The 20,435-nt window shown below is 55.5% G+C and carries 19 protein-coding genes; 13 read left to right on the plus strand and 6 right to left on the minus strand.

Annotated features, from left to right (window positions below):
• Positions 1-6: 6 nt before the first annotated feature.
• Positions 7-1,674 (plus strand): flotillin family protein, encoded by a 1,668-nt coding sequence (locus OGX83_RS19660; protein WP_103284705.1) that lies wholly within the window; start codon positions 7-9, stop codon positions 1,672-1,674.
• Between the two features lie 103 nt (positions 1,675-1,777).
• On the opposite strand, the gene hldE is transcribed toward OGX83_RS19660, so the two are convergent.
• The 3 genes from hldE to OGX83_RS19675 all read right to left on the minus strand — a co-directional run bounded on the left by hldE (position 1,778) and on the right by OGX83_RS19675 (position 7,539).
• Complete coding sequence (gene hldE / locus OGX83_RS19665) at positions 1,778-3,211, minus strand: bifunctional D-glycero-beta-D-manno-heptose-7-phosphate kinase/D-glycero-beta-D-manno-heptose 1-phosphate adenylyltransferase HldE (RefSeq protein ID WP_048215525.1); 1,434 nt, start codon at positions 3,209-3,211, stop codon at positions 1,778-1,780.
• Positions 3,212-3,270: 59 nt separating this feature from the next.
• Positions 3,271-6,111 carry a bifunctional [glutamate--ammonia ligase]-adenylyl-L-tyrosine phosphorylase/[glutamate--ammonia-ligase] adenylyltransferase gene (gene glnE, locus OGX83_RS19670; RefSeq protein WP_267452408.1) on the minus strand — a complete coding sequence of 947 codons (2,841 nt, stop codon included), beginning with the start codon at positions 6,109-6,111 and terminating at the stop codon, positions 3,271-3,273.
• Positions 6,112-6,237: 126 nt separating this feature from the next.
• On the minus strand, positions 6,238-7,539 hold the full coding sequence (locus OGX83_RS19675) for a CYTH domain-containing protein (protein WP_286588937.1): 1,302 nt from the start codon (positions 7,537-7,539) through the stop codon (positions 6,238-6,240).
• 241 nt (positions 7,540-7,780) lie between these two features.
• Here OGX83_RS19675 and OGX83_RS19680 point away from each other — a divergent pair, with 241 nt between their 5' ends.
• Both OGX83_RS19680 and OGX83_RS19685 read left to right on the plus strand, forming a co-directional pair.
• A complete protein-coding gene (locus OGX83_RS19680; RefSeq protein ID WP_003828434.1) occupies positions 7,781-8,401 on the plus strand; it encodes a TIGR04211 family SH3 domain-containing protein in 621 nt (206 codons plus the stop codon).
• Between the two features lie 62 nt (positions 8,402-8,463).
• On the plus strand, positions 8,464-9,699 hold the full coding sequence (locus tag OGX83_RS19685) for a multifunctional CCA addition/repair protein (protein ID WP_032945041.1): 1,236 nt from the start codon (positions 8,464-8,466) through the stop codon (positions 9,697-9,699).
• A gap of 98 nt (positions 9,700-9,797) precedes the next feature.
• Here the strand turns inward: OGX83_RS19685 and bacA are convergent, their stop codons facing one another.
• Both bacA and folB read right to left on the minus strand, forming a co-directional pair.
• Complete coding sequence (gene bacA, locus OGX83_RS19690) at positions 9,798-10,616, minus strand: undecaprenyl-diphosphate phosphatase (protein WP_003828439.1); 819 nt, start codon at positions 10,614-10,616, stop codon at positions 9,798-9,800.
• 86 nt (positions 10,617-10,702) lie between these two features.
• The gene (folB, locus tag OGX83_RS19695) at positions 10,703-11,071 is read right to left on the minus strand and encodes a bifunctional dihydroneopterin aldolase/7,8-dihydroneopterin epimerase (RefSeq protein ID WP_003024659.1); all 369 of its coding nucleotides are present in this window, start codon (positions 11,069-11,071) and stop codon (positions 10,703-10,705) included.
• 106 nt (positions 11,072-11,177) lie between these two features.
• On the opposite strand from folB, the gene plsY reads away from it, so the two are divergent.
• Positions 11,178-11,795, plus strand: coding sequence for a glycerol-3-phosphate 1-O-acyltransferase PlsY (gene plsY, locus OGX83_RS19700; RefSeq protein ID WP_003828443.1), 618 nt, complete (start codon positions 11,178-11,180; stop codon positions 11,793-11,795).
• Positions 11,796-11,826: 31 nt separating this feature from the next.
• Here plsY and ttdR read toward each other — a convergent pair whose 3' ends face one another.
• Entirely contained in the window at positions 11,827-12,768 is a 942-nt protein-coding gene (gene ttdR, locus OGX83_RS19705) for an L-tartrate utilization transcriptional activator TtdR (protein WP_032945042.1), read from the minus strand.
• Between the two features lie 213 nt (positions 12,769-12,981).
• On the opposite strand from ttdR, the gene ttdA reads away from it, so the two are divergent.
• The 9 genes from ttdA to OGX83_RS19750 all read left to right on the plus strand — a co-directional run bounded on the left by ttdA (position 12,982) and on the right by OGX83_RS19750 (position 20,430).
• Entirely contained in the window at positions 12,982-13,890 is a 909-nt protein-coding gene (ttdA, locus tag OGX83_RS19710) for a L(+)-tartrate dehydratase subunit alpha (protein ID WP_003828445.1), read from the plus strand.
• Complete coding sequence (ttdB, locus tag OGX83_RS19715) at positions 13,887-14,492, plus strand: L(+)-tartrate dehydratase subunit beta (protein WP_003828447.1); 606 nt, start codon at positions 13,887-13,889, stop codon at positions 14,490-14,492. Before ttdA ends, ttdB begins: the two co-directional genes overlap by 4 nt.
• A gap of 48 nt (positions 14,493-14,540) precedes the next feature.
• Complete coding sequence (locus tag OGX83_RS19720; RefSeq protein WP_008785842.1) at positions 14,541-16,004, plus strand: anion permease; 1,464 nt, start codon at positions 14,541-14,543, stop codon at positions 16,002-16,004.
• Positions 16,005-16,127: 123 nt separating this feature from the next.
• Positions 16,128-16,952, plus strand: a complete 825-nt coding sequence (locus OGX83_RS19725; protein ID WP_286589079.1) for an urease accessory protein UreD — start codon at positions 16,128-16,130, stop codon at positions 16,950-16,952.
• A gap of 10 nt (positions 16,953-16,962) precedes the next feature.
• Entirely contained in the window at positions 16,963-17,265 is a 303-nt protein-coding gene (locus tag OGX83_RS19730) for an urease subunit gamma (RefSeq protein WP_286588939.1), read from the plus strand.
• 9 nt (positions 17,266-17,274) lie between these two features.
• Positions 17,275-17,595: an urease subunit beta gene (locus OGX83_RS19735; protein WP_003828455.1), complete on the plus strand. Its 321-nt coding sequence runs from the start codon at positions 17,275-17,277 to the stop codon at positions 17,593-17,595.
• On the plus strand, positions 17,588-19,291 hold the full coding sequence (gene ureC, locus OGX83_RS19740; RefSeq protein WP_286588941.1) for an urease subunit alpha: 1,704 nt from the start codon (positions 17,588-17,590) through the stop codon (positions 19,289-19,291). Before OGX83_RS19735 ends, ureC begins: the two co-directional genes overlap by 8 nt.
• A gap of 9 nt (positions 19,292-19,300) precedes the next feature.
• The gene (gene ureE, locus OGX83_RS19745) at positions 19,301-19,759 is read left to right on the plus strand and encodes an urease accessory protein UreE (RefSeq protein WP_020996339.1); all 459 of its coding nucleotides are present in this window, start codon (positions 19,301-19,303) and stop codon (positions 19,757-19,759) included.
• The gene (locus tag OGX83_RS19750; protein WP_003828461.1) at positions 19,759-20,430 is read left to right on the plus strand and encodes an urease accessory protein UreF; all 672 of its coding nucleotides are present in this window, start codon (positions 19,759-19,761) and stop codon (positions 20,428-20,430) included. The genes ureE and OGX83_RS19750 overlap by 1 nt, the downstream gene beginning before the upstream one ends.
• Positions 20,431-20,435 lie beyond the last annotated feature (5 nt).

The raw sequence follows: 20,435 nt of genomic DNA on the forward strand, positions 1-20,435 counted from the left end.
TTATAGATGGATGATGTTTTTGGCATGTTACCTTCATGGATGTTTACCGCCATTGTCGCGGTGGTCGTCTTAGTCATTATCGGGATTATTTTTGCCCGCCTGTATCGTCGTGCATCTGCTGAACAGGCATTTGTGCGTACCGGCCTTGGTGGGCAAAAAGTGGTGATGAGCGGCGGCGCAATTGTCATGCCTATCTTCCACGAAATCATTCCTATCAACATGAACACCCTCAAACTTGAGGTGAGCCGTTCTACTGTCGACAGTCTTATCACCAAAGACCGTATGCGCGTAGATGTCGTCGTCGCCTTTTTTGTGCGTGTAAAACCGTCTGTTGAAGGGATTGCTACCGCCGCACAGACGCTGGGACAGCGGACGCTGTCACCAGAGGATTTGCGTGTGCTAATAGAAGATAAGTTTGTCGATGCCCTGCGTGCCACTGCGTCGCAGATGACCATGCACGAACTGCAGGATACGCGTGAAAACTTCGTTCAGGGCGTACAAAACACCGTCGCGGAAGACCTGTCCAAAAACGGTCTGGAGCTGGAGAGCGTTTCACTCACCAACTTCAACCAGACCGAAAAAGTCCATTTCAACCCTAACAACGCCTTTGATGCCGAGGGTCTGACCAAGCTGACCCAGGAAACGGAACGTCGTCGTCGCGAACGTAACGAAGTCGAGCAGGACGTAGAAGTTGCCGTCCGTGAGAAAAATCGTGATGCGCTGTCGCGTAAGCTGGAGATCGAGCAGCAGGAAGCCTTCATGACGCTCGAGCAGGAGCAGCAGGTGAAAACCCGCACGGCCGAGCAAAACGCCAAAATTGCCGCCTTTGAAGCCGAGCGCCATCGTGAAGCTGAACAGACGCGTATCCTTGCCGAACGCCAAATTCAGGAAACAGAAATCGACCGCGAGCAGGCGGTTCGTTCAAGAAAAGTCGAGGCCGAGCGTGAAGTTCGCATCAAAGAGATCGAACAGCAGCAGGCAACAGAGATCGCCAACCAGACCAAGTCCATCGCCATTGCCGCCAAGTCCGAACAGCAGTCTCAGGCTGAAGCACGCGCTAACGATGCGCTGGCCGATGCGGTTCGTGCCCAGCAGAACGTAGAAACCACCCGCCAGACCGCAGAAGCGGATCGTGCCAAACAGGTGGCGTTGATTGCCGCAGCTCAGGATGCGGAAACCCAGGCCGTTGAGCTGACCGTGCGCGCGAAAGCGGAGAAAGAAGCGGCAGAATTGCAGGCGGCAGCGATTGTTGAACTAGCCGAGGCAACGCGGAAAAAAGGTCTGGCAGAAGCAGAAGCACAACGCGCACTTAACGATGCCATCAACGTGCTTTCCGATGAACAGACCAGTCTGAAATTTAAGCTGGCGCTGCTGCAGTCCCTGCCAGCGGTTATTGAGAAATCCGTCGAGCCAATGAAGTCTATCGATGGGATCAAGATTATTCAGGTTGATGGTCTCAATCGCGGCGGCGCAGTCGGTGAAGTAACCGCAGGTAACGTAAACGGTGGGAATCTCGCAGAGCAGGCATTATCCGCAGCCCTTTCCTATCGTACACAAGCGCCGCTGATCGACTCGCTGTTAAATGAAATTGGCTTGTCCGGCGGTTCGCTGTCGGCACTGGCCGAGCCGCTGAAAAACAGTCCACAGCCTGTTGAGAAAACGACTGAACAATAAGAAACAGAAATGCCGGATGGCAACGCTTACGCGTTTTATCCGGCCTACAATCTCGTAGGCCGGATAAGGTGTTTACACCGCCATCCGGCAAACTTTCCAGGTGTTACTTATCGCTGTCTTTCTGGATCTTCTTGATGATATTTGTCGTGGAGCAGCCATCTTCGAAGTTTAGCACCAGCACTTCACCGCCGTTCGCCCACACCTCTTCACTACCCGCAATCTGTTCCGGCTTATAGTCGCCGCCTTTGACCAGCAGATCCGGCAGAATGCCAGCAATCAGACGCTGCGGCGTATCTTCTTCAAAAGAGACCACCCAGTCGACGGATTCCAGCGCGCCCAGTACGATCATACGCTGTTCCAGCGGGTTGACCGGACGCGTTTCACCTTTCAGACGTTTGGTCGAAGCATCGCTGTTGACCGCCACGATCAGGCGATCGCCCAGCTTGCGCGCATTCGCCAGATAGGAAACATGGCCCGCATGCAGGATGTCGAACACACCGTTGGTCATTACCACTTTCTCGCCGCGCTTGCGGGCGCTGGCAACGGCCTGTTTCAGCTCAGATTCGCTCATCACGCCAAAGCCAGTATCGGCCCGACCGCGCACGGCGTTTTCGAGTTCAATCGGAGAAACGGTGGAGGTCCCCAGCTTACCAACGACAACACCGGCTGCGGCGTTAGCAAAATAGCACGCCTCTTCCAGTGAGTTACCCGCCGCCAGCGTCGCCGCCAGCACGCCGATAACCGTATCGCCTGCACCGGTCACGTCATACACTTCCTGCGCCTGCGTCGGCATATGCAGTGGAGATTTGCCCGGTTGCAGCAACGTCATCCCCTGCTCGGATCGCGTGATCAGCAGTGCGGAAAGGTCGAAATCAGCAATCACTTTCATGCCGCGTTCAACCAGTTCATCTTCGCTTTTGCACTTGCCCGCCACCGCTTCAAACTCAGACAGGTTCGGCGTCAGCAGCGTTGCGCCACGGTAGCGTTCAAAATCGGTTCCTTTCGGATCGATAAGCACCGGCACCCCAGCCTTACGCGCCAGAGCAATCATCTGCTGCACGCTTGCCAATGCACCTTTGGCGTAGTCGGAGAGCACCAGAGCGCCGATAGAACCCAGCGCCTGATTAATACGCTCGTGCAGAGGCTGCGGATCCACGCCTTCAAAACCTTCTTCGAAATCCAGGCGAATCAGCTGCTGGTTGCGGGAAAGCACGCGCAGTTTGGTGATCGTCGGATGGGTCGGCACGGAAACGAAATCGCATTTTACGTTCACATCCGCCAGCGTTTTGCTCAGCGCACGCGCCGCGTCGTCAATACCGGTCAGGCCCACCAGACGCGAATTCGCTCCCAGAGAGGCAATGTTCATCGCCACGTTTGCTGCGCCACCGGGACGTTCTTCGATGGTATCGACCTTCACCACCGGAACCGGCGCTTCAGGTGAAATACGGCTGGTAGGACCGTACCAGTAGCGATCCAGCATCACATCACCGACAACCATGACTCCTGCACGTTCAAACTCTGGCAGCGTTACTTTCATTCCTGTCTCCTGAGAGATTCTCTGAGGGTCTTAAAATTTGCGCGCGATAATAGCACACTTCACTCGGCAACCAGCCACTTCTGCCAGCTGTCACGCACCAGCGTACGTTCAGCGTCAAAGTGCTCCAGCGCCACATGGCCCGGAAGTTCCTGCAACGCAAGATGATGAAGTTCATCACGCAACGTCGTATAAGCACGGGTAAGCGCCAGCGCTTCCTGCTCGTCCATAATGTCGTTTTGCGCCAGTAATTCCAGAATGCGCACGTTATCCGACCAGCGCGTCAGCTTCGGTTTTTCATGCGCATAGCGCAGCACCAGATACTGCGTAATAAACTCAATGTCTGTGATGCCGCCTTCATCCGCTTTGATATCAAAACGATCGCGATGCTTATTGCCCAAATGGGCACGCATTTTCTCACGCATTTCGCGCACCTCGGTCTGCAAGGTTTTCCCATCACGGACGAGGGTCATGATATCGCGACGAATCGCATCAAACTGAGAGGTCAACTGCGGGTCGCCGTACACTACGCGAGCACGCACCAGCGCCTGATGCTCCCATGTCCAGGCTTCGTTACGCTGATAATCGGCGAAAGCGTCAGCTGATGTCACCAGCATTCCCGCCGCTCCTGACGGACGCAAACGCGCATCCACTTCGTACAAAATACCGGACGAAGTACGGGTACTGAAGAGGTGCATAATGCGCTGCGCCAGACGCAGATAGAACTGTCGCCCGTCAATCTCACGCTCACCGTCCGTCATCACGTCCATCGGACAGTCATGCAGGAAGATCAAATCGAGATCCGAGCTGTAACCCAACTCCCAACCGCCCAGTTTGCCATAGCCGACGACGGCAAAACCACGCCCCTCGCGTTCGCCAAGATGAGTGGGTTGACCGTAGCGCGCGACCATCTGCGTCCACGCCTGCTGGACTACCGCATCAATAATAGCTTCCGCCAGCCAGGTTAAATGGTCGCTCACCTTCATCACCGGCAGTGTACCGGCGATATCGGCCGCGGCAATACGCAGTAGCTGCGTTTGCTTAAACTGGCGCAGAGCCTCAAGTTGCTGCTCTTCGTCATCTTCCGGCACGCGCAGCAAATATTGGCGCAGCTCATCACGGTAAGCATCCGTCGCGGTAGGTTGATACAGGGTGTTCGGATCCAGCAGTTCGTCGAGCAACAGCGGATACCGCGCCAGCTGGCTGGCGACCATCGGCGAGGCCGCACAGAGCGAAATCAGATGCTTCAGCGCCCCGGGGAATTCGCTCAGCAGTTCCAGATAGGTCGTACGGGTAACAATCCCCACCAGCAGAGGGGTAATGCGCGATAGCGGGACTGAGGCGTCGTCACGCGTACAGACATCGCTTAGCAGATGCGGCATTAAATGATCCAGCACCTGGCGTCCGCGTGGGCCAATGGTGCGTTTATCCAGCTCTTTACGGAAATCAGCAATCAGAGACAGCACGCGTCGGCGATCGTCATCCGCCAGATGCGTCAGCACCGGCGTGGTGTCATCTTCCTGTAAGGCGTCCTGCCACAGTTCGCGCCACTGTTCTGAGAGCGACTCTTCCTGGCTTTCAGCTTCGTCATCGCCAATCAGCTCGTTAAATACCCGGCGTACGTTGTCCATATGATTGGCAAGCACATCAGTTAATTGCTGCCAGTCATCAACGTTCATCCCCCACGCCAGCCGCGCGCGATTCAGTTCATCGCCTGGCAACGTTTGGGTCTGTTCATCATTGATGCTTTGCAGCAGGTTTTCCAGGCGGCGTAAATAGAGATAGGCTGCTCGCAGTTGTTCCGTATCGGTATCAGACAGCAGGTGCAGCGCATTGATGGCACTCAGCGTCGGTAACAGCGAGCGGGATTGCAGCGATGGTTCACGCCCGCCGCGAATCAGCTGGAATACCTGTACGATAAATTCGATTTCACGAATACCGCCCGCCCCCAGCTTGATGTTGTCTTTCAGGCCACGGCGGCGCACTTCTCGGGCAATCATCCCTTTCATGTTACGCAGCGACTGGATCACGCTGAAATCAATATAGCGACGGAAAACAAAAGGCCGCAGCATGGCACGAAGTTCGCTGACGTAAGTGCCGTCGGCATCGCCCATAATGCGGGCTTTGACCATCGCATAGCGTTCCCAGTCGCGGCCTTGTTCCTGGTAATAATCTTCCAGCGCGGAGAAGCTCAGCACCAGCGGACCGCTGTCGCCAAACGGGCGTAAACGCATGTCCACCCGATAAACAAAGCCATCCATAGTGGGCTGATCCAGGACCTTGATAAGCCGCTGGCCCATACGGGTAAAGAACTGCGCGTTATCCAGCTCACGTCGCCCGCCCTGCGTACTGCCGTGCTCAGGCCAGGCAAAAATCAGGTCGATATCGGAGGAAAAATTCAGCTCGCCGCCGCCCAGTTTCCCCATGCCTAAAATCAGCAGCGGCTGCGCCACACCTTCAGGATTACAGGGCGTACCCCATTCGCGACAGCAGGCAGCGTATAACCAGTCGCGCGCGGCGACGATCAACGTTTCAGCCAGATGGCTTAGCTGCTGCAAAATACTCTCTTCGGTCACCAGCGACAACGTCTGTGCCCAAGCGATACGCACCATGATACGTCGGCGAAACAGGCGTAGCTCACGCATCAGCGTGTTTTCATCACTAACGTCAGCCAATGTTTGCTGTAACCAGTCGGCATAGTGTTGCCATTCATCCGCCAGGGGGGGAGCGCTTTCCAGCTCAGCCAGCCATTCGGGATGGGCAATAATGCTGTCACGGACAAAATCGCTGAATGTAAGTACTGACTTCGCCTGAACGCTAAGCGAGGACTCAGATATTGCTGCTGGCAGCCGCTCAACAACGGTCGGCCAGTACTGCTGTAACGGTGAAGAGAGCTGCTTCATTTACGGGTTATCCTTTGAATGGTGCCGGATGGCGGCGTTTAGCCTTATCCGGCCTACATGACAGTTACACACATCGCGTAGGCCTGATAAGCGCAGCGCCATCAGGCATCCCGGCCTCGGTCCTGATTATCGTTTTCCGCTGTGCAGCCAGAACGGTTCCAGTGCAATTGCCTCGTTACGGAAGTGTTCAATTTCAATATATTGATTGGCCGCAATGGCGTGGCGCAAACCCTGCCAGTTGGCGATCCAGTCTGATGCGACATTTTCGTCGTAGTATCCCGCCAGCATCAGCATGCTATCAATGTTGCGCGTCAAACGAGGAAGCTGATCGGCGTACTGATCGCCCAGCGGCTGCGCAAAAGCGGTTTTCAGCTCAGCGGCATGGCGTGAAAGATGGGTATCAGAGAAACGCTTAAAGGAGTCGGCAATTTTTCCCTGCGCCTTCGCATCAAGGAACGGCTGCCATCCTTTGGTCACCAGCCATTCGGTCAGCGCCAGCTTGGCCATTGCCGTTTGCGTGCTGTAAACCGCCGAAACAGCAGAAACGTCCGACGAAATGATCGCTTCCGACTGGGTCAACAAATCACGTAAGTGAGCGCTCGCTTTTCGCGGCACATTACCGCCAAACAGCATCAGAATGTGACGCACCAGGCCCATAGCCGCCAGCACCTCGGCTTTCGCCCCTTTAACGCCGCGCACCCACAGCTCTTCATGATACTGCCACTGTGATAATGCCAGCTCCAGCGCCGCTTCCAGCCCCTGCTCAATACTCGCTTTCGCCGGAACTTTCAAAATGCGTGTCGGTTTGAGTTCGCGCGGCGCATTCCCCTGAGCCAGGTGATAACCGCGCGCTGCTTTGCTCAAGCTACCCTGGCGTAAACCGGTTTGCGAAACCAGCTGGTTTGCCAGCTTCAGTACCGCACGGGTATCGCCGCTTAGCAGTTCAAGTTCAAGCTCACAGATAGGTTCTGCAAACTCGCCCGCTTTCACCTCCCCCAGATCGAGGGCCATTTCAATCCGGCTGCCATCAACATCAACCAACCATTTCTCACGGTAAAAATCGGTGCTGAACAACGGCTGCACTTGAGAAGCAAGTTCAGCAGGCAGCTCGCCATCAGGCCAGACTTCCGTTGGGAACAAGGTGAGGTCCAGCTCAGGCGCGTTTAGCGCAACGTTATATTCCGGCCGTTGGTGCAGTCCACCCGTCACGCGTCCGGCAATTTTCATGGTCATTTCGTAATGACCATTTTCACCGCGAATACGCAGCCCCATATCGTGACCACGCAACCACGCATCCGGTGTTTCGTAGTAGATATTCAGCAACTGGCTGGGCGCATGATGTTCTCCCCCCAGCGTATTCAGACGTTCACGTAGCGCATCTACAGCGTCATTATTGACGATAAATTTTAATTCGATTTCCTGGGCCATGGTCTTGTACTTATGGGTTATGTCACAGTTGAGAAAACTGACTGCGAACTAAGTTCGTTCTTTATGGTCAGTAGATAGTATTTTGCGCCAAATTGCCATGCAACGAGCAATTTGACGGGCGTAAAAGTTTCGAGTGGTGGCAAAAAGGACACAGATGATTCCGATTGATGTCGAATGCTTTGCGTAGAGACACTGATGCCACTACTATCGTTCCACTTTCTATGACAATAACGACAGCCTGATGCCAAAATTACGCCTGATTGGATTAACTTTACTCGCACTTAGCGCCACTGCAGTCTCTCATGCCGAAGAAAAGCGCTATGTCTCTGACGAACTGAACACCTGGGTCCGCAGCGGTCCAGGAGATAATTATCGCCTCGTGGGTACGGTTAACGCCGGCGAGGAAGTCACGCTATTACAGACCGATGCCAACACTAACTACGGCCAGGTGAAAGACAGCACCGGACGTACCGCCTGGATCCCACTGAAAGAGCTGAACAGTACGCCGAGCCTGCGTACCCGCGTTCCCGACCTGGAAAACCAGGTTAAGACCTTGACCGATAAGCTCAATAATATCGATACCACGTGGAACCAGCGCACCGCTGATATGCAGCAAAAGGTAGCGCAAAGCGACAGCGTGATCGACGGGCTGAAACAAGAAAACCAGAAGCTGAAAAACGAGCTTATCGTGGCGCAAAAGAAGGTCAGCGCAGCCAACCTTCAGCTTGATGACAAACAGCGCACCATCATCATGCAGTGGTTTATGTACGGTGGCGGCGTGTTGGGTCTTGGTCTGCTGCTCGGCCTGGTTCTGCCACACATGATCCCAAGCCGTAAACGCAAAGATCGCTGGATGAACTGAATCGCCTTCTCCGCCACACTGACATATGATTAAGGGATCATAGTTTTCAAAAGGAAAGTGGCGTGAAGATTTATCTGGTCGGTGGTGCTGTTCGGGATGCGTTATTAGGGCTACCGATTAAAGATAAAGATTGGGTTGTTGTTGGCGCCACGCCGCAAGAGATGCTCGACGCGGGCTACCAGCAGGTAGGCCGCGATTTTCCCGTGTTTCTGCATCCGCAAACCCGCGAAGAGTATGCGCTGGCGCGTACCGAACGTAAGTCAGGCTCGGGGTATACCGGGTTCACCTGCTATGCCGCCGCAGATGTCACGCTGGAGGCCGATCTTCAGCGTCGTGACCTGACCATCAACGCAATCGCCCGCGATGACGACGGGGAGATTATCGACCCGTATAACGGACGCGACGATCTGGAAAACCGTCTGCTGCGCCATGTTTCATCTGCCTTTAGCGAAGATCCGCTGCGCGTACTGCGCGTGGCACGCTTTGCTGCCCGCTACGCACATCTCGGTTTTCGGATTGCTGACGAAACCATGACGCTAATGCGTGACATGACCGCCGCTGGTGAACTGGAGCATCTGACACCAGAGCGGGTGTGGAAAGAAACCGAAGGCGCATTAACCACCCGTAACCCACAGGTATTTTTCCAGGTCCTGCGCGACTGCGACGCACTGCGCGTCCTGTTTCCGGAAGTGGATGCTTTGTTTGGCGTTCCAGCTCCCGCGCAGTGGCATCCGGAAATCGACACCGGCATTCACACGCTGATGACGCTGTCGATGGCAGCCATGTTAAGTCCGGAGGTCGACGTGCGTTTTGCTACGCTGTGCCACGATCTTGGCAAGGCATTGACGCCTAAAGCGCTGTGGCCGCGCCATCACGGCCACGGTCCGGCAGGTGTTAAGCTTGTCGAACAACTGTGCCAGCGCCTGCGCGTGCCGAATGACATCCGTGATTTAGCCAAACTGGTTTCCGAGTTCCACGACCTCATTCATACCTTCCCGATCCTGCAGCCGAAAACCATCGTTAAGCTGTTTGATTCCATCGATGCCTGGCGCAAACCGCAGCGCGTGGAGCAAATCGCCCTCACCAGCGAGGCCGATGTGCGTGGGCGAACCGGTTTTGAAGCGGCAGATTATCCGCAAGGCAGACTGTTGCGCGAAGCCTGGCAGGTTGCGCAGGCGGTGCCAACGAAAGACGTGGTTGAAGCTGGATTCAAAGGTCAGGCAATTCGTGAAGAACTGACCCGGCGTCGCATCGCGGCGGTAGCCAGTTGGAAGGAGCAGCGGTGCCCGAAAGCGTAGACACTGCGTTGCCGGATGCGCTGTGCTTATCCGGCCTACGGATATAACCCGTAGGCCGGATAAGGCAGAACGCCGCCATCCGGCACCACGGTAAGACATCAGAAGAACACGACGTAAACGGCAGCCGCCACAATAAAGCGGTAAATCGCAAACGGAATGAACGAGATGCGTTTAATCAGTTGCAGGAAGGTTTTGATCGCCACCAGCGCCACGATAAACGCCGTCACAAATCCGACTGCAAACATCGGGATATCTGATGCGCTAAGGAAAGACCAGCTCTTGTAGAGATCCAGCGCCGTCGCGCCCATCATCATCGGCACGGCCAACAGGAAGGAGAATTCCGAGGCCGCGTAACGACTCACGCCCATCAGCATGCCGCCAGAAATCGTCGCCCCGGAGCGAGAAAAACCCGGCCACAGCGCCAGACACTGGAAACAGCCAATCATAAACGCCTGGCGATAGGTCATATCATCCAGACCCGGCGCACGCGGTTCTTTCGGCTTCAGGCATTCTGCGGCAATCAGCAGTACACCACCCACCACCAGCGCATACATCACGTTGATCGGGTTAAACAGCGATTTGATGGTGTCGTGGAAGATTAGTCCCAGTACCACGGCTGGAATCATCCCCAACAGGATATGTCCCAACGTCAGTCGACCTTTGCCAGTGCCTTCATGCGGAGCCTTGCCGAAGTGAATACCGATCAGGCCAAACAGACGTCGCCAGAACATCACCACAACGGCCAGGATAGAACCTAACTGGATAACCACTTCGAATGTTTTCGCAGTGTCACCCTCAAAACCCAATAAGTGGCCAACAATAATCATATGGCCGGTACTGGAAACGGGTAAAAATTCCGTCAATCCTTCGACCACACCCAAAATTGCCGCCACCAGCAGCGAGTGCATATCACTCATTAATAAACCCCTAGATAGAGAAACCACGGCAAAAAAGAGCCGACGAAAGGACCCTTTTATACCCGTTTGTTTTAGAAATTATTAAATTAATTATTTTCTTTCAGATTATTGCCACGCTCAATGATAACCCCGACGTTCGCCGCACGGGCTACCGCGCCAGGTTTACTGAGTTTGATCCGTACCCAGGGAGAATTAAAGCGGCTAAGCAGCAGATCCGCCACCTCTTCCGCAACCCGTTCTACCAGCGCAAAGCGCCCACCTTCCACATGATTAACAACCGTTTGAGCAATATCAGCATAGCTCAGGCAATCAGCCACATCATCGCTTTTAGCCGATTTGCGGTTATCCCATGCCATTTCGATATCGAACACCAACCGTTGTTCGATCGTTTGTTCCCAGTCGTAAACACCAATAGTGGTGATTACAGAAAGTTGCTCTATAAATACAATATCCATCACGACCTGCCTGCTTTTTGGCTAACCCGGATACCACTTCCGGCGAAATATGCGTATTATCCACAGAAGTAGCGTTTTACACGACATTTTCAAAACGGAACAGCTTATGAGTGCAATCGCGCCTGGAATGATTATCTTCGCGTACCTCTGTGGCTCAATTTCCAGTGCTATTCTGGTATGCCGCCTTGCTGGATTGCCGGACCCGCGCGACAGCGGCTCTGGGAATCCGGGCGCGACAAACGTGCTGCGCATCGGTGGCAAGGGAGCCGCCGTCGCGGTACTGATTTTCGACGTCCTGAAAGGTATGTTACCCGTCTGGGGTGCCTATGCGCTAGGCGTCAGCCCCTTCTGGCTGGGATTGATCGCAATCGCCGCCTGTCTGGGCCACATTTGGCCGGTGTTCTTCGGCTTTAAAGGTGGGAAAGGCGTTGCCACAGCCTTTGGCGCGATTGCACCGATTGGTTGGGACTTAACCGGCGTGATGGCCGGGACCTGGCTGCTGACCGTCCTGTTGAGCGGCTACTCGTCGTTAGGCGCTATCGTCAGCGCGTTGATCGCCCCTTTTTACGTCTGGTGGTTCAATCCCCAGTTCACTTTTCCCGTGTCCATGCTGTCGTGCTTAATTCTGCTTCGTCACCATGACAACATTCAGCGCCTGTGGCGTCGTCAGGAGCCGAAGATCTGGACCAAGTTGAAGAAAAAACGCGAACGAGACCCCGAGTGAATTTATTGTCGGATAGCGACGCAACGGCGTCTTATCCGGCGTGGGGGATGTGATACCCCTCCACTGGCTTGCCTAATCGGTTTTGACACCACGTCGCCAGAAACTCCACGCACACGCGCAGCTTCACGCTGCGATACAACGGCTCCTGATAAACCGCCCAAATATTAGCGCTCTGCGCATAGTCCGGCAGCACACGCACCAGTTCACCGCTGGCCAGAAACGGCTGCACATCCCATTCAGAACGCAGCATGATCCCTTTTCCCTGTAGCGCCCACTGCAACACAATCTCACCGCTGTTAGAGGAAAGATGTCCCGCCACCTTGACCGACTTTTTCTCCTGACCATTGTCCAGTTCCCACACCCCGTGAGTCATATCGCGTTCTTTGGTGACCAGACAATCATGACGACTTAATTCCTGTAACGTCATCGGCTCACCGTATTTTTGTAAATACGGTGGGGCCGCACACAATATTCTTTTGTTTTTCGTTAACAAATGCGCAATATAATAATCCGGTATCTCGTCATTAATACGAATATCCAAATCGATATTATCCTGCGCCAAATCAATTTGCCGATCGTAAAGCTCAAAATGCACCTGTAATTCAGGGTAGCTATGCATCAATTCGGTAATTGCCGGCGCAATATAACTGCGCCCAAAGCCAAAACTACAGCCGATACGAATCATCCCTGCCGGGCGCGTTTTGAGTTGCGTGACGTCATCGACCAGATGCTGATAGCCCGCGAGGATCGCCTGCGCATGTTCATAGCAACGTTGACCACTCTCCGTGAGCGCTACACCACGCGCAGAGCGGCTTAGCAGCGTCGTCCCCAGCGTGGACTCTAGGATCTGAATGCGTTTTGTCACAAACGCCGGCGTTTGCCCCAGCGTCGCGGCGGCGGCGCTGAAGCTGCCGCTATGCACAATTTCAACCAACACCTGCAGGTCTTTCGCCAGGGGATACGTGTTCAGCATGATCGGTCTATCCGTAATGTTGTTCACCGCAGTGTAATTCTCTCATGCGTCTTAAACCCTGCCTTTGCGCAATTTTTATTGCCTTATCCGGACATCATTCACGAACTGTTAATTAGATATTCACAGTGGCAAATAATATTAACCCACATTTTTAGTGGTAGTTTGTGGCGGAGAATTTATTTCCAGATAAATAAAAGAACTGGAGTTAACAAGATGAGCAATCAAAATAACCAAAATGCGATAAATACGCTGACGAACATTGTCGCTGATTTTACCGCCATGATTTCTACCCGCATGCCCGATGACGTCGTGGATAAATTAAAACAGCTGCGTGAAGGCGAAACCTCGCCGATGGGTAAAATCATCTACCACACCATGTTTGACAACATGCAGAAGGCTATCGACCTGAACCGCCCAGCCTGTCAGGACACCGGCGAGATTATGTTCTTCGTGAAGGTCGGTTCCCGTTTTCCACTCCTCGGCGAACTGCAAAGCATTCTGAAGCAGGCCGTTGAAGACGCCACGGTAAAAGCGCCGTTGCGCCATAACGCGGTCGAGATTTTTGACGAAGTGAATACCGGCAAAAATACCGGTACCGGTGTGCCGTGGGTCACCTGGGACATCATTCCTGATAATGATGACGCGGAAATCGAAGTCTACATGGCAGGCGGCGGCTGTACGCTGCCGGGACGCTCGAAAGTGTTAATGCCTTCTGAGGGCTACGAAGGTGTGGTGAAATTTGTTTTTGAAAATATCTCCACGCTGGCAGTCAACGCCTGTCCGCCAGTGCTGGTGGGCGTAGGTATTGCCACCTCCGTAGAAACCGCCGCCGTTCTTTCTCGTAAAGCGGTGCTGCGCCCTATCGGCTCACGTCATCCGAATCCGAAAGCGGCCGAACTGGAACTGCGTCTGGAAGAAGGACTTAACCGTCTGGGCATTGGTCCGCAAGGATTGACCGGTAATAGCTCGGTGATGGGCGTGCATATCGAATCCGCCGCGCGCCACCCGTCGACTATCGGCGTTGCCGTCTCTACCGGCTGCTGGGCCCACCGTCGCGGCACACTATTGGTTCATGCTGACCTCTCCTTCGAAAACCTGTCTCACACCCGGAGCGCGTTATGAAAAAGATCCTCACAACCCCGATCAAAGCAGAAGATCTGGCAGACATTCGCGTTGGCGATGTCATTTACCTGACCGGTACGCTGGTGACCTGCCGTGACGTTTGCCACCGCCGCCTGATCGAACTGAAGCGCCCGATTCCTTATGACCTGAACGGCAAAGCCATTTTCCACGCGGGCCCGATCGTACGTAAGAACGGTGAAAAATGGGAAATGGTTTCCGTCGGCCCAACCACCAGCATGCGTATGGAAGCGTTTGAGAAAGACTTTATCGAACAGACTGGCGTCAAACTGGTAGTCGGCAAGGGCGGCATGGGACCGCTGACGGAAGAAGGCTGCAAGCAGTTTAAAGCGCTGCACGTCATCTTCCCGGCAGGCTGCGCGGTCGTGGCGGCAACCCAGGTTGAGGAGATCGAAGAGGTGCACTGGACGGAACTCGGCATGCCGGAGTCCCTGTGGGTGTGTCGGGTAAAAGAGTTCGGCCCGCTGATCGTTTCCATCGATACCCACGGCAATAACCTGATCGCTGAAAACAAAAAGCTGTTCGCTGAACGTCGCGACCCTATCGTCGATGAAATCTGCGAGCACGTGCATTACATCAAATAACCCTCCCGGAGAGGCGCTACGCCTCTCCCCTTTCGTAGGGATTCAACAATGGCACCTTTAGCTGGTTGGTGGCGATACCTGGCTCCGCTGGTGGTCATCGCCATTATTGCTGTTCTACCCGTCCCCACCGGTCTTGAGAGCCACACCTGGCTCTATTTTGCCGTCTTTACCGGTGTGATTGTCGGGCTTATTCTGGAACCTGTACCGGGCGCGGTAGTGGCGATGATTGGCATTTCGATCATCGCCGTCCTTTCACCGTGGCTGCTGTTCAGCCCGGAGCAACTCGCGCAGGACGGTTTTAAATTTACCGCCAAATCGCTGTCGTGGGCGGTATCTGGCTTTTCAAACTCGGTCATCTGGCTGATCTTCGCGGCCTTTATGTTTGGCACGGGCTATGAGAAAACCGGACTCGGTCGGCGAATCGCGCTGATGCTGGTGAAAAAGATGGGGCATAGGACGCTGTTTCTCGGCTATGCGGTGATGTTCTCCGAACTTATCCTCGCTCCCGTCACACCTTCCAACTCCGCCCGTGGGGCCGGAATAATCTACCCGATTATCCGCAACCTGCCGCCGCTGTATAACTCACAACCCAATAGCGCCAGTTCACGCTCTATTGGCTCGTACATCATGTGGATGGGCATTGTCGCTGACTGCGTTACCAGCGCCATTTTCTTAACGGCAATGGCGCCGAACCTGCTGTTGATCGGTCTGATGAAAGGCGCATCCCACACCGCGCTGAGCTGGGGTGACTGGTTCTTAGGCATGCTGCCGCTGAGCATTTTACTGGTGCTGATCGTGCCGTGGCTGGCGTACGTGTTATATCCACCGGAGCTGAAATCCGGCGATCAGGTTCCACGCTGGGCGGATACCGAACTAAAAGCGATGGGACCGCTCTGCGCTCGCGAGAAAAAGATGCTGGTGCTGATGGTCGGCGCGCTGGTGCTGTGGATCTTCGGCGGCGATTATATTGACGCTGCGATGGTCGGATACAGCGTGGTGGCGTTGATGCTGGTACTGCGCATCATTAGCTGGGATGACATCGTCAGCAATAAAGCCGCATGGAACGTCTTTTTCTGGCTGGCCTCGCTGATCACGCTGGCCACCGGGCTCAATAACACCGGTTTTATTACCTGGTTCGGCAAGCTGCTGGCAAACGGGCTGAGTGGCTATTCGCCGATGATGGTGATGGTAGCGCTGATCGTGGTGTTCTATCTGCTGCGTTACTTCTTTGCCAGCGCCACAGCCTATACCTCAGCCCTCGCACCGATGATGATTGCCGCCGCGCTGGCAATGCCGGAAATCCCGCTACCGGTCTTCTGCCTGATGGTCGGCGCCGCCATTGGTCTGGGCAGCATTCTGACCCCGTACGCCACCGGCCCTAGCCCTATCTACTACGGCAGCGGCTATTTACCAACGGTGGATTACTGGCGACTCGGTGCTATTTTTGGCCTGATTTTCCTCGTGCTGCTGGTGATTACCGGTCTGGTCTGGATGCCCCTCGTTTTACTGTAAAACCCTGGTGGGGCGACGTATTGTCGCCCCTTTATCCATAAGCTTCTCATATGATCGATTTCCCGATGCGCTGAGGCATACTTTTTTGTATGCAAACACCCTCATGCTGATAGGGGAAACGCTCTGGACACGGTTGCGCACGAGACACTCACACGGGGCTGGCAGGCCGAACTGGATCTGCATTTTACCTGCACCGGGCACAAAACGGTGCTCGCCTCGGCGCGTCATCATGGTCCATTGACGGTTCAGCGCCCGTTTTACCCGGAAGAGAACGTTTGCCATCTCTATTTGCTTCATCCACCGGCGGGGATCGTCGGCGGGGATGAGCTCCATATCGCCGTAACGCTCGACGAAAACAGCCACGCGTTAATCACCCAGCCTGGTGCGGGAAAGTTTTACCGCAGCCGTGGACCGCAGGCATTACTGCGCCAGCATTTTACCCTCACTCCTCACGCGACGCTGGAGTGGTTGCCGCAGGATACGATCCTCTTTCCCGGCGCCAACGCCGCTATTCAGACCGTCTTTCATCTGACATCCGCAAGCCGCCTGCTGGCCTGGGATCTGCTATGTCTTGGCCGACCGGTTATGCAGGAGACCTTCAGTTACGGCACGCTGCAAAACCGCCTGGAAGTATGGCGAGATGGGCAGCCACTGCTGATAGAACGCTTGCAGTTGCAGGAGGGGAATCTGAGCGGCGTCGCACATCATCCCTGGGTCGGCACGTTGCTGTGTTATCCGGCCAGCGAACATATGCTCGAGGGCACGCGGGAGCGGCTTACGGCGCTTGGCGATTACGCCGGGGCAACGCTTAACGATTCGCTGCTGACAATCCGTTTTCTTGCTAACGACAACCTGGTTGTCCAGCGCGTTATGCGCGACATCTGGCAATTTCTGCGCCCGCTGCTGACACACAAAGCGCCCGTACTCCCGCGAATCTGGCAAACCTAAGAGAACCCTTATGGAACTGACTCCCAGAGAAAAAGACAAGCTGTTGCTGTTTACCGCTGCGCTGGTGGCGGAACGTCGCCTGGCCCGCGGGCTGAAGCTGAACTACCCGGAATCGGTGGCGCTAATTAGCGCTTTCATCATGGAAGGGGCGCGGGACGGGCAAACCGTGGCCGCGCTGATGGAAGACGGGCGTCAAGTCCTGCGCCGCGATCAGGTGATGGAAGGCGTACCGGAGATGATCCCGGATATTCAGGTTGAAGCCACATTTCCGGACGGATCGAAGCTGGTCACTGTCCACAATCCGATCGTCTAAGGAGCAGCAATGATCCCAGGTGAATATCAGATCGCAAAAGGCAATATTGCGCTTAATCAAGGGCGGGAGATCTGCACGATCGTGGTGGAAAATCATGGCGACAGACCCATCCAGGTGGGATCGCACTATCACTTTTACGAAGTGAACCCGGCGCTGCGCTTTGACAGGCTGGCTGCACGCGGTTTTCGTCTGAACATTGCTGCGGGCACAGCGGTGCGTTTTGAGCCGGGACAAAAACGCGAAGTCGAACTGGTGCGCGTTGCTGGTGCACAAAGGATCGTGGGTTTTCGCAGCGAAGTGATGGGCGCACTGGAGGCAGATAATGAGTGACATTTCCCGGCAGGCGTACGCCGACATGTTTGGCCCAACCACCGGCGATAAAGTGCGCCTGGCGGATACCGACCTGTGGATCGAGGTGGAACAAGACTTCACCACCTACGGCGAAGAGGTCAAATTCGGCGGCGGAAAAGTGATCCGCGACGGCATGGGCCAGGGACAAATGCGCGCCGATGCATGCGTGGATCTGGTGATAACCAACGCGCTGATCGTCGATCACTGGGGGATCGTGAAAGCGGATATCGGCATCAAAAACGGCAGGATCTTCGCCATCGGCAAAGCAGGTAATCCCGATATTCAACCCAACGTCACGATCCCGATAGGCGTGGGAACTGAAGTCATCGCTGGAGAAGGTAAGATCGTCACCGCGGGCGGCGTGGATACGCATATTCACTGGATTTGCCCACAGCAGGCGCAGGAGGCGCTGGTTTCTGGCGTGACGACGATGATCGGCGGAGGCACCGGTCCGGCAGCAGGAACCAACGCCACCACCTGCACACCGGGCCCCTGGTACATCGCGCGCATGCTGCAGGCGGCAGATGCGTTGCCGGTTAACATCGGTTTACTGGGCAAAGGTAATGGCTCAAACCCTGACGCCCTACGCGAGCAAATCAGCGCGGGTGCAATTGGCCTGAAAATCCATGAAGACTGGGGCGCCACGCCTGCCGCTATCGACTGCGCGCTGACTGTGGCCGACGAGATGGACATCCAGGTCGCGCTGCACAGCGATACGCTCAACGAGTCCGGATTCGTTGAAGATACGCTGGCGGCGATTGGCGATCGCACCATTCATACCTTTCACACCGAAGGCGCGGGCGGCGGCCATGCGCCGGATATCATCACCGCCTGCGCGCATCCGAATATTCTGCCCTCCTCCACTAACCCGACGCTGCCCTATACCGTCAACACCATCGACGAGCATCTCGACATGCTGATGGTTTGCCACCACCTCGATCCGGATATCGCCGAAGACGTGGCCTTTGCCGAATCCCGCATTCGCCGGGAAACAATCGCTGCCGAGGATGTGCTGCATGACATTGGCGCGTTTTCCCTGACCTCGTCCGATTCACAGGCGATGGGGCGCGTGGGCGAAGTGATCCTGCGTACCTGGCAGGTGGCGCACCGCATGAAGGTTCAGCGTGGCCCGTTGGCAGAAGAAACCGGTGACAACGACAACCTGCGCGTTAAACGCTACGTCGCCAAATACACCATCAACCCGGCATTAACCCACGGTATCGCCCATGAAGTCGGCTCCGTTGAGCCTGGCAAACTGGCCGATCTGGTGCTGTGGTCGCCCGCCTTTTTTGGCGTAAAACCGGCGACGGTCGTCAAGGGCGGGATGATCGCCTGCGCGCCAATGGGCGATATCAACGCCTCGATCCCCACCCCGCAGCCGGTGCATTACCGCATGATGTTCGGCGCGCTTGGCGCGGCGCGGCACCACACCCGGCTGACCTTTATTTCGCAGGCCGCTGACGCGCAAAACATCCCGCTGCAGCTCAATCTGCAAAGCGTTATCGCCGTCGTCAAAGGCTGTCGGACGGTGAAAAAGGTCGACATGATCTACAACGGCCTGCAACCCAATATCACCGTCGATGCTCAGACTTACGAGGTGCGTATTGATGGCGAACTTATCACCAGCGAACCGGCAGATGTGTTGCCGATGGCGCAACGCTATTTTCTGTTTTGAGGAGTGACGATGATCTATCTGACCCAACGCCTTGACCACGCTCACCGCGTTACTGCAAGCGTCACGCTGCCCATTGATGTCCGGGTAAAAAGTCGCGCCAGGGTAGCACTGAACGACGGTCGCGAAGCCGGGCTAATGCTACCGCGTGGTTTGCTGCTGCGCGGTGGCGATCTGCTAAGTACCGAAGATGGCAGCGAAGTGATCGAAGTGATCGCCGCACCGGAGTCGGTTTCCGTGGTGCGCTGCGCCGATCCTTTCCTGCTCGCCAAAGCCTGTTATCACCTCGGTAATCGCCACGTTCCGCTGCAAATCCTGCCTGATGAACTGCGTTACCATCACGATCATGTGCTGGACGACATGCTGCGCCAGTTCAACCTTGAGGTGACATTCGCCCAGTTGCCGTTTGAACCTGAAGCAGGCGCTTATGCCAGTGAATCACACGGGCATCACCATGGTCATGCGCACTGATGCATAACAGCCAACAGCTACGTCTGATGCAGCTCGCCAGCAGCGCGCTCCCGGTAGGGTCATTTACCTGGTCCCAGGGTCTGGAGTGGGCGGTGGAAATCGGCTGGGTGAAAAGCGTCGATGACTTCTCTGCCTGGCAAATCCAGCAGATGGAGCAGAACTTTTTTACCGTTGACCTACCGCTGCTGGCGAGACTGTATCGCGCCTGCGAGCTGGACGATCTCGACGCAGCACGCCGCTGGAGCGCTTACCTGCTGGCCTGTCGCGAAACCCGCGAACTGCGGGATGAAGAACGCAGTCGGGGTGCGGCGTTTACGCGGCTGGTCACCGACTGGGAGTCGGATTGCTCGCGAGAATGGCGCACCCTCTTTGTCGACAGCCAACTCTGCGGCATGGCCTGGCTGGGCGTGCGCTGGAAAATTCCCCTGACGGAGCTGGCGTTAAGCCTCGGCTACAGCTGGATTGAGAGCGCTGTCATGGCTGGCGTCAAGCTGGTTCCTTTTGGACAACAGGCGGCCCAGCGTTTGATTATTGCGCTCTGCGATCGCTATGCGCAGGGTTTGGCACAGGCGCTGACGTGTCCTGACACCAGCCTCGGCTCCGCAACGCCGTTGGCCGCTATCGCGTCTGCCCGGCATGAAACCCAATATTCCCGATTATTCCGCTCCTGAGGAGA

The organism is Citrobacter sp. Cpo074 (genome assembly GCF_030332745.1).
GTDB lineage: Bacteria > Pseudomonadota > Gammaproteobacteria > Enterobacterales > Enterobacteriaceae > Citrobacter > Citrobacter portucalensis.